We start from the raw sequence: 16,381 nt of genomic DNA on the forward strand, positions 1-16,381 counted from the left end.
ATCAGTAAAATTTATTCTTTTAGTCTAATTTCCGGACTCACTCTCATTACTGGCGAACTCTGGCGATTCTCCCACAGCACCGTTAATCCACGCTGTAAGGCAATAAAAATGAACAGCAAAATGCCGATGGCGATTTTCGTCCACCAGGAACTCAGCGTACCGTCAAAGTTGATATATGTCTGAATCAGTCCCTGAATCGCCACGCCAAAAAGCGTCCCAAGTACTGTTCCAACGCCACCGCTCAAAAGTGTACCGCCAATCACCACTGAGGCGATAGCGTCCAGTTCCACACCTACGCCCGCCAGCGCATATCCGGCTTGGGTATAAATCGAGAAAACAATCCCCGCCAGCGTTGCCAGTCCGGTGGAGAGCATATAAATGCGAATAGTGGTGCTGCGAGTGGAAACCCCCATCAGGTTCGCCGACGTTGCGTTGCCGCCAATGGCGTATACCTGATTACCAAAACGGGTACGATGCGCGAGGAATATGCCGATAACCACCACCGCCAGCATCAGTAGCCCCATCGCACTTAAGCGACCGCCGCCAGGGATTTTCCATGCAAGGCTTGAGAGCGTGTCATAAACAGGATGATTTATCGGGATCGACTCTTCCGAAACGAGATAGCTGACGCCACGCAAAAAGAACATTCCTGCCAGAGTAATGATAAACGCCGGGATCTTCAGGGCGTCGATCAAAAGCCCCATAAATGCGCCAAAGGCACAGCCCATCACCAGCACCAGTGGAAACGCCAGCAGCGGCGAGAGGCCGAAATCGCCAATCACTTTTGCCAGAAACACGCCGGTAAAGGCGATCACCGAACCGACGGAGAGATCGATCCCACCGGAGAGGATCACAAAGGTCATGCCAACGGCGATGATCCCCAGAAAAGCGTTATCGGTCAGGATATTGCAGATCACTCTTGTGGAAGCAAAACCGGGAAACTGCGTCAGACAGTAGAGATAACCCAGCACAAAGACGCCGATGGTGATCATAAGCGGCAGGTTACGTTTTATCACGGCTACGCACTCCTTTAATCAGACTGATAAAGCGTTGCGACTGAACAATCAGCACGCAAAGCACCACTACCGCTTTGACCACCTGGTTCATCTCTGGCGGAAAGCCAGAAAGTAAAATTCCGGTGTTCATCCCCTGAATAATCAGCGCCCCTACCACTGAGAGCAGCAGGTTAAAACGCCCGCCCATCAGCGATCCGCCGCCAATCACCACCGCAAGAATGGCGTCCAGCTCCAGCCATAATCCGGCGTTGTTGGCATCGGCACCGCGAATATCCGCCGCCACGATAATGCCCGCAATCGCCGCACACAGCCCGCTCAACACATAAGTGAGCATGACGATGATTCGTGTGTTGACTCCGGCATTTTTTGCCGCCCGAATGTTGATACCAACGGCTTCGATAAACATCCCCAGCGCCGTTTTGCGGGTCAACAGCCAGAAGAGGAGAAGCGTCAGTACCGCAATAATGACTGGTGTTGGCAGGAACAATAGCGATCCACTGCCAAACCATGAGAGATCCGGCGAGTTAAACGTGACGATCTGTCCGGAGGTGATCAGTTGCGCCACGCCGCGCCCGGCGACCATCAGGATCAGGGTGGCAACAAACGGCTGAATTTTGAGGATCGCTACCAGTATGCCGTTCCACAATCCCGCCAGGATGCCAGTGCCCAGGGTGCTTAACAAAACAATCGGCAGGCTGAATCCCGCGACCGTCATCGCAGCTGTTGTGGCTCCGGCGATAGCCATCACCGCCCCCACGGAGAGATCAATCCCACCGGTGGCGATCACCAGCGTCATACCAATCGCCAGTAGCGCAACGGGGGCGGCGCGATTAAGAATGTCGATAGGACTACCGAACAAACGCCCATCCTGAAGCACCACCTGCCAGAAATGCGGGGCCACCAGGCTATCGACCAGCAACACCAGCAATAGCGCCGCCAGCTGCGGCATTCCTGTTGGCCAGCGAAAGCGCCTTTTCGGCGGCGTAGTGTCAGGGAGAGATTGAGGCATCACACTGTTCTCCTTACGCCGCAATGGCGTTCATGATCGCCGGAACGGAAAGCTCTGCCAGCGGGATCTCCGCCACCTGTTTGCGATCGCGCATGATAATCACCCGGTCGGCATAGCCCACCAGTTCTTCCAGTTCGGAGGAGATCACCAGCAGCGCCAGACCATCGGCGCATAGCGTTTCGATCAGGCGGATGATCTCAGCGTGGGCGCCAACGTCAATGCCACGCGTTGGCTCGTCGAGGATCAGAAATTGCGGCCGGGTCAGTAGCCAGCGTGAGAGCAGCACTTTTTGCTGATTGCCACCGGAGAGAAACTCAATCGGCTGTTCGCTGGAAGGTGTGCGAATGCCAAGCTGGCGGATAAAGCGTTCGGCAATCTCTTGCTGTTCTTTGCGCGAAATTGGCCGTAACCAGCCGCGCTGGGCCTGGAGAGCGAGGATGATATTTTCCCGCACCGAGGCGGCGGCGATGATGCCATCGGTTTTCCTGTCTTCCGGGCAGAAGCCGATACCCAGTACCGACGCCTGATGTGGCGATCGCAGGATTTGCGGTTTGCCTTTGATCAACGCCGTGCCGCTATCAGCAGGTTTGATACCGAAGATCACTTCGGCGGTTTCGGTACGTCCTGATCCCAGCAAGCCTGCCAGGCCAACGATCTCGCCGGGGCGTACTTCGAGATCAAACGGTGCGATCGTTCCTTTTTTGCCGTAATTTTTGAACGCGGCAACGGGTTTGTCGCTCAGCAATGTTCGTCCGGCACGCTGTAGCGCGTGGGTGTCCAGCTCGCGCCCCAGCATCATTTTTACCAGTTCGATCTGCGGTAGCTCGCGGGTTTCCCGACAGCCTACGAAACTGCCGTTGCGTAAGACGGTGATCCGATCGCTGACCTGATAGACCTGATCGAGAAAGTGAGTAACGAAGATCAGGCTGACGCCGCGATCGCGCAACTGACGCATCAGGCCAAACAGTAACTCTACTTCCTGAGTGTCGAGGCTGGCGGTGGGTTCATCGAGGATCAGCACTTTGGCGGAGAGATCGATGGCCCGGCAAATGGCGACGATTTGCTGCATCGCGACTGAAAAGCGGTTGAGCGGTTCCCGCACGTCGAGGGAGAAACCGTAAGATGCCATCAGTTCGGTGGCGCGCTTTTCCATCTCTTTACGGCGTAGAAGGCCGAAACGTTTGGGTTCGCGACCTATGAATAGATTATCAGCGACCGACATATTGGGTAGCAGGTTGACTTCCTGATAGACGGTGCCGATGCCGAGTTGTTGTGCGTGGGCGGTATTTTTCGGTGAGATAGTCTGGCCTTCCAGCCAGATGGTGCCACGATCGGCGTGGTAGACACCGGTTAATGCTTTGATTAGCGTTGATTTTCCCGCCCCGTTTTCACCGAGCAGCGCCATGATTTCACCACGGCGCAGGCTGAAATCAACGTTGTCTAACGCTTTGACTCCGGGGAAAAATTTACTTAATCCTTCGGTGCGGAGGATTTCCTGGTGTTGGTTAGTATTCATAGTTTCCCCCGTTGTAAAGCGTGCGCCAGATAAGACACAACAGCGTCGCATCAGGCATCTCGCACAACCGCCGGATGCGGCGTGAATGCCTTATCCGGCGGCCCACAAGTCGGCATCAGGCATTGATGCCCCTCAATACCCCATGTTTTTCTTCTTCTCTAACTCTTCTTTTGCAGTATCAGGCAGGTAAAGGGTGGACTTGGTCAGGGTCAGCTTTTCAGGCATGGTGCCGTCTTTTTTATATTTCTCCAGCGCATCAAAAGCGGGGCCTGCCATGTTCGGCGTCAGTTCAACGCTGGCGTTCGCTTCGCCATCAATCATCGCTTTGTAGATATCCGGCACGCCGTCGATAGAGCCTGTCAGGATATCTTTGCCCGGTTTCAGGCCCGCTTCTTTAATTGCCTGAATTGCACCAATCACCATGTCATCGTTATGGGCGTAAACCATGCAGATGTTTTTGCCGTTGTTTTCCGCTTTGATAAAGCTCTCCATCACTTCTTTGCCTTTGCTGCGGGTGAAGTCACCTGACTGCGAGCGGATAATTTTGATATTTGGCGCATTCTTAATGGCTTCGGCAAAGCCTTTCTTACGGTCAATGGCGACGCTGGCCCCAACGGTGCCCTGCAGCTCCACCACGTTGCATGGTTTGCCATTCACTTCTTTTACCAGCCAGTCACCGATCAATTTGCCTTCGAGGATGTTGTCGGCAGTGACGGTGGTCATATAGAGAGATTTGTCTTTCACATCGATGGAACGGTCAAGCAAGAAGACCGGGATTTCGGCATCTTTCGCCTCTTTTAATACCGGCTCCCAACCGGTCGCTACCACCGGAGCGATAAAGATCGCATCCACCCCTTGCGCGACGAAGGAACGTACCGCTTTAATCTGGTTTTCCTGCTTTTGCTGACCATCGGCAATTTTCAACGTAATTCCGCGCTTTTCGGCTTCACTTTTCGCCACATTGGTTTCTGCGGCGCGCCAGCCGGATTCCGATCCGACCTGCGAAAATCCAACGGTTAATGGAGCAGCCAACGCCATAGACGACATGGCTGCCGAGACTGCAGAGACTACAAGTAAGCGTTTCCACATAGGGTTGTCCTCGTCGGGGTAATTATTATTGGTGAAAAGATGTTCGCGAAAAAACTATAGACAATTCGTTATGTAACGGATTGCGTTACATCACACTTCAAAAAAGTAAATAAAACGTTAATCACAAGTTTGTAATCGCTTTCATCTCACTATGAAAAATGCGGCTACGGTTATGGATTTTCCTGCTCTTTAAACCACCTTAAAACTGGCTAAAAAGGAAAATGAAGACGAAAACAAGCGAAGACATTCGGCGCGAGTTGGCTATAATACTCGGCACTTGTTTGCCACATATTTTTAAAGGAAACAGACATGAGCTTACTCAACGTCCCTGCGGGTAAAGATCTGCCGGAAGACATCTACGTTGTTATTGAGATCCCGGCTAACGCAGATCCGATCAAATACGAAATCGACAAAGAGAGCGGCGCACTGTTCGTTGACCGCTTCATGTCCACCGCGATGTTCTATCCGTGCAACTACGGTTACATCAACCACACCCTGTCTCTGGACGGTGACCCGGTTGACGTACTGGTCCCGACTCCGTACCCGCTGCAGCCGGGTTCCGTGATTCGCTGCCGTCCGGTTGGCGTTCTGAAAATGACCGACGAAGCCGGTGAAGATGCGAAACTGATTGCTGTTCCGCACACCAAGCTGAGCAAAGAATACGATCACATCAAAGACGTTAACGATCTGCCTGAACTGCTGAAAGCTCAGATCGCTCACTTCTTCGAGCACTACAAAGACCTCGAAAAAGGCAAGTGGGTAAAAGTTGAAGGTTGGGAAAACGCAGAAGCCGCTAAAGCTGAAATCGTTGCTTCCTTCGAGCGCGCCAAGAATAAATAAGTTCTTCAAGCGTAATAACCCTGAACGCCGGGCTTCGGTTAGTAAGGGTTTTTTTATGCCCGGAATATATAAACTCTCTATTCCACTATCATTATTCTCAGCAGTTGAAAGGCTTGAACGGTAAGAACAAGCAAACCCGACCACCATTTTGCTGTTCATAGCCGCTTGCTGGAAGTTAGCCAACCTCACTCATTCTCACCGTTCAAAGCGTGTACCGTTTTACCCCTGCGTAATTGTGAACGCCAGCAGAGTTTTTTATGCGTTTACGGATATGGAAAGCGGCTCGGAGAGAAAAGCTAAAGATAGGGAAGTTACAAAAAAGAATACGATTCGTCTCGCAAAAAAATAACGCCACCCGCAGGTGGCATTGGTTGAGTGGTATTAGCGCAAACCTGATCTGACAGTTACCCGTTATTTATTACCCGTCGTTACAGTAGATCGTGCGTTAAGCTTTTGCATTCTCGCCCAGGCTTCCGGGGCATATTTTTCTATATATTGTTGCGATAATAATTCAGCCTGTTGCAGTTGTTTGGCTGTCAGTTTTTTCTCGGTAATTTTGCGGTTTTCCGTACCAAAAAGATTCATATCATTGGTCGATGCGGTATCGAACCACGCCCAGGCCTGCACATAATCGCGTTCTACGCCCAAGCCATAATAATAGATTTCACCTAATTGTACCTGCGCTTTACTGAGTCCTTGCTCTGCGGCTTTTCGCATCCAGATTGCTGCCTGTTGCTCATCTTTTTTAACACCTTTTCCCTGGAGTAAAGCATTACCCAAATTAAATTGCGCCATTGCCACTCCCTCTTCAGCCGCCTTGCGATACCAGTCCACGGCCCTTCTCTGTTCTTCTTCGGAACCATGTCGATACAATAATACCCCGAGATTAACCTGCGCATTCGCATCCCCTTGTTCTGCCGATTTGGTGTACCAATAGATAGCCTGTTCACGGTTATAGGGAATACCTTCTGCACGGCTGATATACATTTCCGCTAAATAATACTGACCATCGGAATTTCCCTGTTCTGCCGACTTACGGTACCACTCCAGTGCTTTTAACGGCTCTTTCGCTCCCGCTAAACCTTGCTCCAATATATCTCCCAGACGAAACTGCGCAATAGCATTTCCCTGCTCTGCCAACTGGGAAAATAATATCCGTGACTGTGTGTAATCCTGAGGAACGCCACTACCGAAATAATACATATCAGCCAGATAAAGCTGCCCCAGTTCGTCGCCTGATGCCGCTGATTTTCGATACCATTGCGCCGATATAGCATCGTTTTTTTCAACACCTAAACCTTTGGAATAAATATAACCAAGCTGATTACAGGACCAGACGTTACCTTGTTCCGCTGCTTTGCTATACCACTCACGTGCCATAACGTAATCCCGCGTTACGCCATCGCCTTCAAAATATGCATCTCCCATACTTTACTGGCCGCTGTCACGACCTTGCTCTGCTGCCAGGCGAAACCATTTCACAGATTCGGCTTTATCAATCTTCACGCCCTTACCGTCATGGTACATTACACCCAGATTCTGCTGCGCCTGTGGAAGCCCCTTCAGTGCTGCTTTTTTGTACCAGATAACCGCCTGAGCATAATCTTGCGGCACACCTTCACCGTTCATATAGCGTAACCCCAGTACAAATTCTGCCGGGGTGTATCCCTGCTCTGCGGCACGGCGAAACCAGTCAATCGCCTGGGTGAGATCCTTTGTCGTTTCATTACCGTGAAAATATCGATATCCCAGCTCCAACTGTGATTTAGCTTCTCCACGTTCAGCTTTTTGTTTTAATTGTTCGAGGTTGGTATTTCCCAGAGCGGGAAAAGAAACGAGAGCAAACAGTCCTGTCAGCATTACAGCCAGAAGAGATTTTTTCATTGAGGTCGCGTCCTTGTTGAGCGTGCCAGGTGTTTATAACACTGCACAACAAATCAGCATTTAAGAAAAGATAAGAATGGCGTCAAATTCGGAATACATTCAGGCAGCTGGATAAAACAACGCCACCCGAAGGTGGCGTATGCATATGGTTACTTATCCCTGTCTAACCAGTCGCCGCTTTCAATTAGCTTTAATCCATCGACGGGTCGTTGATAAACGTACATCCATGCACTCCCGTACGGCGTCTGAATCAACTGGCGCGTGTATTCACCGCCCCTGGTGCGCAAGGCATCAAGTTCGGCCAGCGTGGCGTTGTCAATACGATAAACTTCACCGTGTACTGTTCCGTTCCCCGGAACTGCGCCTGGATAGTGGCCCAGGCTATACAACTGGTAGTTATCGATACTGAAATCGCCCAGTAACTGGGCATTGGTCATCCAGTGACTGTTGCCTTGTTTGTGGCGTAAACTGCCGTAGACAAATATTCGCATTGCTAAAACTCGAACTGATAGAGCAAATCCAGTGCCTGGTCTACACCAGACACGGCTTCCAGATATAGCTTAGGCATCAGGCGATAACGTAACGTGAGTGTTGCTATTGAGTCAAATATACCCACGCCGTATTTCACTTGCAGACCTGGCAATACATAGCCGCTGACCACTACCTGGGAGGAGTCGCCTACTCCCTCTGTGTCGAGCGCTAAATTGCTTACGCCAAACGTCTCGCCGATTTTACCCACAATCTGACCACTTTGTGCAACCCCCAGACCAATCAGCATTGAGGTCATCGCCGCACTGTCACTCTGATCGCTCTCCAACCCTTGTCCACGTAGCAGGTAGGAAAGCGCGGCCTGTTGCGACATCGCCGGGTCAGAGAAGATCTCCGCTTTCGGTTCGTCTGCCAGACCAGTGACTCGAACTCCGGCGATTACGTCGTCTTCTGTAGCATCCGGGTTACGAATAGCTTCGATATTAAGATACGGTTGATCCGGCGGACCAGAGAACAGTAGCTCACCCTTACGCACAATCAGATCCTGACCATAGGCATGGAAGCGACCTTCAGGGATGTTGATCTGCCCGTTCAGGCCCAGTCCTTGTTTGTCCTGTACGACGTTGAGATCGCCCGTCAGCCGCGCTTTCAGGCCGAAGGCGTCAATGCGCACATTGTTGCCAACGTGGACAATCAGGTTGCTGTTAATCGGAATCGACGCCGTTTTCGGCTCTTCCGGTTGCAGGTTATCGTTAAGCATCACCACATCGCTGGAAACGCCCACCGCGCTTTCCGGCAGCTCATGCACCACAATGCGCGCCCAAGGGACATCCACGCGACCGTCGAGAGTAAACAGGTTTGGTGTAGCCTCGAATACAACATCTGGGGATACATCCATTCGAACCATCGGCGGCACGGTGATCCGTACCTTACTGCCTTTCGCGGTTACCCTCGCCCGCCAGTTTTCAATCTGGCTCCAGTCGGCGTCACCGCTCAGGTAGATTTCTCCCTGTTGGGTCCGCACAGTACCAGCAAGCGTCGAGCGCATACCGTTAAAGTTGACCGCAAGCTGGCTCGGTTGCATATCAAACGGCATAAAGTTGCCGTCGATATCCACACCCGTAACCTGGAGCTGACCAAACAACTGCGGGCTTTGTACATCCCCCCCCAGACGCAAGTTGGCACTCACCATCCCCGCTGCTTTTTCCCCACGGGTAAAGATGGGGTTTATCATCGCAAGGTTGAAGTTACGGATATTGACGTTACCACCAAGATTACGGCGGCCTTGTGGATCGGTCACCTGCACCTGACCATCAAACTGGCCGTTATTGGTCAGGCGGATGGTCCAGCCCAGTTCGGCACGGTTGTTACGCAACTCCGCTGTCAGATTCAGCGTCTGAAACGCCACGGGCAGCGCCGCATCGTTGACGGTTTGCGTTACCTGCACGTTACGCCCCGAAAGGGTGATACTCCCCTGTGGCAGCCCTTCTTTAGTGGTGTCCCATGCGACATCCGCTTTACCCGTGAAGATACCGCTGGCCTGTGTGGTTTCTGGCATAAACGGTTTCAGCATGGCGAGGTCGAAGCGATTGAGATTTACCACCGCACGCCCTTCAGCCCCGGCATCAATGGTTTGCGGCACGCACAGTTCCGCATTCGGGTTAAGCCAGCAGTGTGGCCCGATGCTGATTTTTTGCTCCTTGTTGCGATAATCCAGCGCAATATCGCGGGTCAGCGACCACGGGCCGACTGGCGTCTGGAAGCGGGTATTGCTAAGTGTTCCCTTCCAGCGTTCTTCTTTGCGATCAAAACTTCCTGCCAGATTAAGCTGCCCGGAAACCGGTTCGCCCTGAATCCGCAACTGTAGCTCGTGCTGCTTTTCGCTGCCTTTGGCATTCAGAGTGACGAGGTTGATATTCACATCGGGCTGCGAGATTTGCTCAACGCGTACGTCAAGTTTACCCGCAATCTGGTCAGTGGATTTGATATCGCCTTCCACGCGAACCTGCGCCACGGAAAGTTCCTGCCAGCGCAGGCCGCGCGCGGTGATATCTGCCAGTAGTTGTGGCGCTTCCACCGTGCCGCGTACTTTCACCAGCCCTTTCGCTGTACCGCCAAGCCCCGGCAGCGCGTTATCCAGCCCCGGCGCGTTGATGGTGGCATCAAGATTGAGATCTTTTACCCCCAGTTCACCTTTCACTTCGGCACTGTTTGGCCCCAGTTCCAGATGAAGCTCTGGGATCATCCACTGCATATAACTATTGCCTTTCAGCGTGCCGTCAACGTTCACTTTGTTCTGTTTGACGTTACCGGTCAGCTTCAACTCCGGCACGTCCATCTGCCAGGTGCCGCCATACAGACTACCGCGCGTTTTAATCAAACCATTGAGTTTCGACGGCCACTCCGGGAACTCTTTCGCGGTGTTAATGCCATTAAGCGTTAACTCACCGCGCCAGCTAATTGCCTGCTGCCAGTCGAGTAGCGCCTTGAGTTCAGTTTTCCCTTCCAGCGCCGCGACGGTGAGTTTGTCGAGATTGACCTGCTGTTCATTGCCTTTGGCATCAAGGGTAATGGTGGCTGGCGGGATCTCCTGTCCCTTCACTGCCGTGCGCATAGAGAGCGTGTAATCGGTCATTTTACCGGTGAGTTTCAGTTTCAGATCATCCGCCTGATACTGCTTCTCACCAATGAACGGCCAGTAAAGCTGTTTGCTGTTCACTTCCACGTTGAGCGGCAATCCAGCTTCTGCCAGCCGCGTCTGGGCGCGCAGATCCATATCTACCGGGCCAGAAAGGTTAACGCCTATCTCCAGCTGTTCGCGCAGCGCACCACCCACTTTCAGCTTCACCTTTTCGCCTTTCAGCGGCTCCACGTTCAGTGTGCTGTTGAGGGTGATATCCACCGGCCAGTTGTCTGATAGCTGCGCCGTGCCGCTGGCGTTGACGATCCCTTGACTGGAGTCGATATCCAGGGCGTCCAGTTTGGTATTACCGTCGATGCTGCTCACTTTCAGCAGCATGGTGCTCACGGTGATGTCCGTGTCGCCCGTCACGCGCAACTGCTCGCCCTTAAACTCTTCAATATTCAGGTTGAGCGGCAAATGCACGTCAGTCATTTCCGGCAATACCGGGCGAGAAAAGAGATCTTTCAGCGTTTCGCCGAGCGGTTTTTCATCCGGCTGCGGATTTTCAATCTTCGGTTCGACGACCTCTTCCTGCGCTACTTCCGCCACTTTCGGCAGAGCAATCAATAAACCTTTCAGTGATGTCGGTTTCAGGGTCAGGGTTTTCTCCTGCCAGTTCAGGCCGGAGGTGAAGTCCATCACCGATACCGTGGTGTCATCAATCTTGATGTTGACGTTATCCAGCGCCACCCGCGTCAGGGTGATGGGATACGGCGTGGAGAGATCCAGCGGCCCGCTATCTTCCTCTTCTTCAACCTGTTCAGAAGGGGGCATTTTTTTACTGTCGATGTTGACCTGAATGTCTTTCAGCGCCAGGTCATTAATGCAAACGCTGCTGTTCCACAGACAATCCAGCCCGACCGCCAGATGGAGATTGCCCGCTTTTACCGCCACGCCTGGCTGCTCATAACGAACATCAGACAAGGTGAGATCGCGCCAGCCGCCACTGACCTTGCCAATATCCAGCCCCGGCACCCAGCGATCCGCCGCTTTAAATACCAGATGCAGGCCGCTGGTGGTGCCCACCAGAAACGCCACCGCTCCCAGCAACAGTAAGATAACGATAACCACGCCGAGGCTGATTTTTTTCCATAAACTCATAATTCTGGCCCCAGACCGATGTAAAACTGTAACCCGTGTTCGTCTTTATCCGCGACCGGTACGGCAAAATCGAGTTTGATTGGCCCGACCGGCGATTCCCAGCGCACGCCAACCCCGGTACCGGTTTTAAAGTCGCTGCGGCGAATATCGCTTACCGCTTCGCCACTATCGACAAACACCGCGCCCCACCATTTTCCGGTCACGTTGTACTGGTACTCCAGCGATCCGGTTATCAACTTCGATGCCCCTTTCAGGTCACCGTTGGCGTATTTCGGGGCGATAGATTTGTATTTGTAGCCACGAATACTGCGGTCGCCCCCGGCGAAGAAACGCAGATCCGGCGGTACTTTGTCGAAATCCCCGGTTTCAATCCAGCCCAGCGTGCCGCGCGTAACAAAACGATGGCGATCGTACAGTGTACGGATCCAGACGTTTTGTGCCTGGAAAACGGAGAAATCAACATCTGAGCCCCAGGCCGTGTTGGAGTAGTCGATAGAGTAGCGTTGTGAGTCGCCCCAGGTCGGCATAAGGCCACCGCGAGAACGCGTGCGGCTAATCATCACTCCCGGGTAAAACAGCATCGTGGTGTTGGTAATTTCACCCTGGGTAAAGTGGTCGAGACTCCAGCGCAGGTTAATGGCACGCTGCCAGCCGCTGGAAAGATCCCAGTAGCGAGAAGCCACCAGCGTAGTGGAGTCAGACTCGGTATCGTTCAGGTCAGTGCGCTTAAAACCGCCCTGCACCAAATAATATTGTTCCAGCGGGTTCTTCAGCAGCGGCATTTTATAGCTGAAGTCGAGGATCTGTTCCGGCGCGGAAATACTGGTACTGGTGGTCAGACTGTGACCGTAAGAGTTCATCCATGGTTTTTTCCACGTCGCTTTCACGCGCGGTCCCACGTCTGTAGAGTAACCGACCCCGGTTTCGATGGTGTTTTCTGTGCGCGGCGAAACCACGCCCGTCAACGGTAATACTTTCGTTTCGCGCGCTTTATCAAATTGTGGTGCAACCACCACCGAGTTAAACCAGCCGGTAGCAGAAAGTCGGCGGTTCAGTTCCGCGAGATCTTTCGACTCGTACTCATCGCCCTCTTTGAACGGCACCAGATTTTGCAGGTATTCGTCACGAATTTGTGATCCTTCAAAGGTCACATGCCCAAAGCGGTAACGTTCGCCACTATTATAATCAATATCCCAGAAGGCTTTATGCAGGCCGAGCGCAATGCCCAGCTGCGCTTTGGTAAATTCGCTATCGAAATAGCCTTTACGCAACGCAATGCTGGTTAAGGACTTTTTGAAATTTTCATAATCACCCTGGTTCAGAACAGTGCCAATCGCCGGGCGAGTATCGAGCAATTTCAAATAGTCTTTATCGGTCCGCGCGCCGCCGCGCAATACCACATCGGTGCCACCAATTAACACCGGAACGCCTGGCGTGACGTTGGCGATCAAAACCTGCCGCCCTTTCTTTGGCGGTGGACGGAGATCAAATTCAATGGTCGGCTGGTAATAACCCAGCGCTTTCAGACCTTCGCGGATGGCATCATCGACGCGTGCGCGAAAGCGACGGTCTGGCGTCACTTCATCACTTTCAATTGTTGAAAGCTGTGCACGAACGTTCTTTTCCAGCTGTCCCGATAACCCCTCGACCTGTAGACGGACGTTCGCGGCGACGGCAGATCCGCTTAAGCAGAGTAAGCTTACACAGCATAACTGTCGGATATAGCGCACATTTTCTCCTGAATATCCTTTTTTCCTGCCCCTGGAACGCCGTTAAACGGCTTAACAAAAATCCAGTAATATGGATTAAAAAGCAGACTAAACCCCAAATATTTCTTATGTTTTACTTTAGACCTATTCACGGTGGTTATTGTGTGCAAATACGTCTCTTGTTACAACCTTAACCCCAATGACCGATTTTCGGGAGAGCGACACCATGAGTTTATTTGATAAAAAGCATCTGGTTTCCCCCGCCGATGCCCTGCCTGGACGTAACACCCCGATGCCCGTAGCCACGCTGCATGCGGTCAATGGTCACTCAATGACCAATGTACCTGACGGAATGGAGATTGCCATTTTTGCGATGGGTTGTTTCTGGGGTGTGGAGCGTCTGTTCTGGCAGTTACCCGGCGTTTACAGCACCGCCGCAGGTTACACCGGCGGATATACGCCAAACCCCACTTATCGGGAAGTGTGCTCCGGTGATACTGGTCATGCCGAAGCGGTGCGCATTGTTTACGATCCTTCCGTCATCAGCTATGAGCAGTTGCTACAAGTATTTTGGGAGAATCACGATCCCGCCCAGGGAATGCGTCAGGGCAATGACCACGGCACGCAGTATCGTTCAGCGATTTATCCGCTGACCCCAGAACAGGATGCCGCCGCTCGTGCCAGTCTGGAGCGTTTTCAGGCGGCGATGCTTGCCGCCGATGACGATCGTCACATCACCACGGAAATCGCTAACGCCTCACCATTTTATTATGCCGAAGATGACCACCAGCAATATCTGCATAAAAACCCATATGGTTACTGTGGAATTGGCGGAATTGGCGTCTGTCTGCCGCCGGAAGCATAGCGTTACGGTTACAAATTCAGATTGTTGATAAAGTGAGCTTTGTATATGCCGGATGCGGCGTAAACGCCTTGCCAGGCCTACAAAACCCTCAAAATTCAATGTATTGCAGAGACTTCGTAGGCCTGAACAGCATAGCGCATCAGGCAGTTTTGCATTTATCAGTCGTCTGAATTTTAACCCTCTGGCGACTTTACAGTACCTTACGCTATACTAGCCACTGAAAATGCCGGTTCACTTTCTTCGAATCGGCTTTCAATGTGTATTTCACACAAATTAATCAACTTCCCCTTCCGAGGATCTGGCCTGAAAGGTCGGATAAGATATGTTAAACAGTATTTTTGTCATACTCTGCTTGATCGCTGTAAGTGCGTTCTTCTCGATGTCCGAGATCTCACTTGCCGCTTCACGCAAAATCAAACTAAAACTGCTGGCTGATGAAGGCAATATAAATGCCCAACGCGTTCTGAATATGCAAGAAAATCCTGGCATGTTCTTTACCGTGGTACAAATCGGTCTTAACGCAGTGGCGATTCTCGGCGGTATTGTCGGTGATGCGGCGTTTTCTCCAGCTTTTCACAGCCTGTTTTCCCGCTATATGTCGGCGGAACTCTCTGAGCAACTGAGCTTTATTCTCTCTTTCTCGTTAGTAACTGGCATGTTTATCCTGTTTGCGGATTTAACTCCGAAACGCATCGGTATGATTGCGCCAGAAGCGGTGGCTTTGCGTATCATCAACCCGATGCGCTTCTGCCTGTACGTTTGCACCCCGTTGGTGTGGTTCTTCAACGGCCTGGCGAATATGATCTTCCGTATCTTTAAACTGCCAATGGTACGTAAAGATGACATCACTTCTGATGACATCTATGCAGTTGTGGAAGCAGGTGCACTGGCGGGCGTGTTACGTAAACAGGAACACGAGCTGATAGAAAACGTCTTTGAGCTGGAATCCCGTACCGTTCCGTCGTCAATGACACCGCGTGAAAACGTGATTTGGTTTGATCTCCACGAAGATGAGCAAAGTCTGAAGAATAAGGTGGCGGAACATCCGCACTCGAAATTTCTCGTCTGTAATGAAGATATTGACCACATCATCGGCTATGTCGATTCTAAAGACCTGCTGAACCGCGTGCTGGCTAACCAAAGCCTGGCACTGAACAGCGGCGTACAAATTCGCAACACACTGATTGTGCCGGATACATTAACCCTTTCAGAGGCATTGGAAAGTTTTAAAACTGCGGGTGAAGACTTCGCGGTGATCATGAACGAGTACGCGCTGGTCGTGGGGATCATCACCCTCAACGACGTAATGACCACACTAATGGGCGATCTGGTCGGTCAGGGACTGGAAGAGCAGATTGTCGCCCGTGATGAGAACTCATGGTTGATTGATGGCGGCACCCCGATTGACGACGTAATGCGTGTGCTGGATATTGATGAGTTCCCGCAGTCAGGCAACTACGAAACCATCGGCGGCTTTATGATGTTTATGCTGCGTAAAATCCCGAAACGCACCGACTCGGTGAAATTCGCCGGCTACAAATTTGAAGTGGTGGATATCGATAACTACCGCATCGACCAGTTGCTGGTAACGCGGATCGACAGCAAGGCCACCGCCCTTTCGCCCAAACTGCCTGACGTTAAAGATAAAGAAGAAAACGTCGCGTAACCCCAAGAAACATCAACGGCTCCTGAATCAGGAGCCGTCTTATTTACTGCATAGCACTTTGGTTAAGCCATCTCTGTTTGCAGACGCATAACCTGACGGTTAACTTCGGACATCACTGACAAATGCAGCTTATCCTTCACTTTTGGGATAAGAATCTTACCCTTATCAAATTCAAAAGCGCCAACGTCCTTGATGTATAACCGTCCACGGAACAGGATCTTTACGTACTTCGCCACCTGCAGTGGGTTGTACCGTTGGAAAATTTTCATTGTTATCTCCTGCTGAGTATTACGCCTTTGCGGTGCCACAATCGGCCCAACTATTATGAGGCGCAAATTTTAATGCTTAGTGACTATAGACTATCCGGGTAATGTTTCCACCGCGTATAACTTTTTTTACCTAAAGGTTACAATTATTCAGAATTATCTTTTTACCGAAGCGCGGTCTTCAGTATAAGCATTCATTTTTCATATGATTTGTGCGCTTGACCGCAAACTGGCATCACACTTGCGGG

General features: G+C 51.7%; 11 protein-coding genes and 1 pseudogene. 3 read left to right on the plus strand and 9 right to left on the minus strand.

The features are described from left to right. Positions 1 to 11 precede the first annotated feature (11 nt). The 4 genes from yjfF to ytfQ form a co-directional block, all read right to left on the minus strand. Complete coding sequence (yjfF, locus tag FQ015_RS20450; RefSeq protein WP_039021189.1) at positions 12 to 1,016, minus strand: galactofuranose ABC transporter, permease protein YjfF; 1,005 nt, start codon at positions 1,014 to 1,016, stop codon at positions 12 to 14. Continuing rightward, on the minus strand, positions 1,003 to 2,025 hold the full coding sequence (ytfT, locus tag FQ015_RS20455; protein ID WP_039021188.1) for a galactofuranose ABC transporter, ATP-binding protein YtfT: 1,023 nt from the start codon (positions 2,023 to 2,025) through the stop codon (positions 1,003 to 1,005). Before ytfT ends, yjfF begins: the two co-directional genes overlap by 14 nt. A gap of 13 nt (positions 2,026 to 2,038) precedes the next feature. Next, positions 2,039 to 3,541 (minus strand): galactofuranose ABC transporter, ATP-binding protein YtfR, encoded by a 1,503-nt coding sequence (gene ytfR / locus FQ015_RS20460; protein ID WP_039021187.1) that lies wholly within the window; start codon positions 3,539 to 3,541, stop codon positions 2,039 to 2,041. Between the two features lie 132 nt (positions 3,542 to 3,673). Further along, a complete protein-coding gene (ytfQ, locus tag FQ015_RS20465) occupies positions 3,674 to 4,630 on the minus strand; it encodes a galactofuranose ABC transporter substrate-binding protein YtfQ (protein ID WP_000265933.1) in 957 nt (318 codons plus the stop codon). Between the two features lie 309 nt (positions 4,631 to 4,939). Between ytfQ and ppa the strand changes: the two genes are divergently transcribed. Beyond that, the gene (ppa, locus tag FQ015_RS20470; protein WP_000055072.1) at positions 4,940 to 5,470 is read left to right on the plus strand and encodes an inorganic diphosphatase; all 531 of its coding nucleotides are present in this window, start codon (positions 4,940 to 4,942) and stop codon (positions 5,468 to 5,470) included. Positions 5,471 to 5,881: 411 nt separating this feature from the next. Here the strand turns inward: ppa and esiB are convergent. From esiB to tamA, 4 genes and pseudogenes are all read right to left on the minus strand, one after another. Beyond that, positions 5,882 to 7,354, minus strand: a pseudogene (gene esiB / locus FQ015_RS20475) (secretory immunoglobulin A-binding protein EsiB). A 149-nt stretch (positions 7,355 to 7,503) separates the two neighbouring features. Next, the gene (locus tag FQ015_RS20480) at positions 7,504 to 7,845 is read right to left on the minus strand and encodes a gamma-glutamylcyclotransferase family protein (protein ID WP_039021185.1); all 342 of its coding nucleotides are present in this window, start codon (positions 7,843 to 7,845) and stop codon (positions 7,504 to 7,506) included. A 2-nt stretch (positions 7,846 to 7,847) separates the two neighbouring features. Beyond that, entirely contained in the window at positions 7,848 to 11,627 is a 3,780-nt protein-coding gene (tamB, locus tag FQ015_RS20485) for an autotransporter assembly complex protein TamB (RefSeq protein WP_160524430.1), read from the minus strand. After that, on the minus strand, positions 11,624 to 13,357 hold the full coding sequence (gene tamA, locus FQ015_RS20490) for an autotransporter assembly complex protein TamA (RefSeq protein WP_160524431.1): 1,734 nt from the start codon (positions 13,355 to 13,357) through the stop codon (positions 11,624 to 11,626). The genes tamB and tamA overlap by 4 nt, the downstream gene beginning before the upstream one ends. Positions 13,358 to 13,562: 205 nt before the next feature. Here tamA and msrA point away from each other — a divergent pair, with 205 nt between their 5' ends. Together msrA and FQ015_RS20500 are read left to right on the plus strand one after the other, a co-directional pair. Continuing rightward, positions 13,563 to 14,201 carry a peptide-methionine (S)-S-oxide reductase MsrA gene (msrA, locus tag FQ015_RS20495; protein WP_001355104.1) on the plus strand — a complete coding sequence of 213 codons (639 nt, stop codon included), beginning with the start codon at positions 13,563 to 13,565 and terminating at the stop codon, positions 14,199 to 14,201. 322 nt (positions 14,202 to 14,523) lie between these two features. Then, positions 14,524 to 15,867 carry a hemolysin family protein gene (locus tag FQ015_RS20500; protein ID WP_000934983.1) on the plus strand — a complete coding sequence of 448 codons (1,344 nt, stop codon included), beginning with the start codon at positions 14,524 to 14,526 and terminating at the stop codon, positions 15,865 to 15,867. A gap of 62 nt (positions 15,868 to 15,929) precedes the next feature. Here the strand turns inward: FQ015_RS20500 and FQ015_RS20505 are convergent, their stop codons facing one another. After that, positions 15,930 to 16,136, minus strand: a complete 207-nt coding sequence (locus tag FQ015_RS20505) for a DUF1107 domain-containing protein (RefSeq protein WP_000689228.1) — start codon at positions 16,134 to 16,136, stop codon at positions 15,930 to 15,932. Positions 16,137 to 16,381 lie beyond the last annotated feature (245 nt).

This window comes from Escherichia sp. HH26CH, assembly GCF_009820205.1.
Lineage (GTDB): Bacteria > Pseudomonadota > Gammaproteobacteria > Enterobacterales > Enterobacteriaceae > Escherichia > Escherichia coli_F.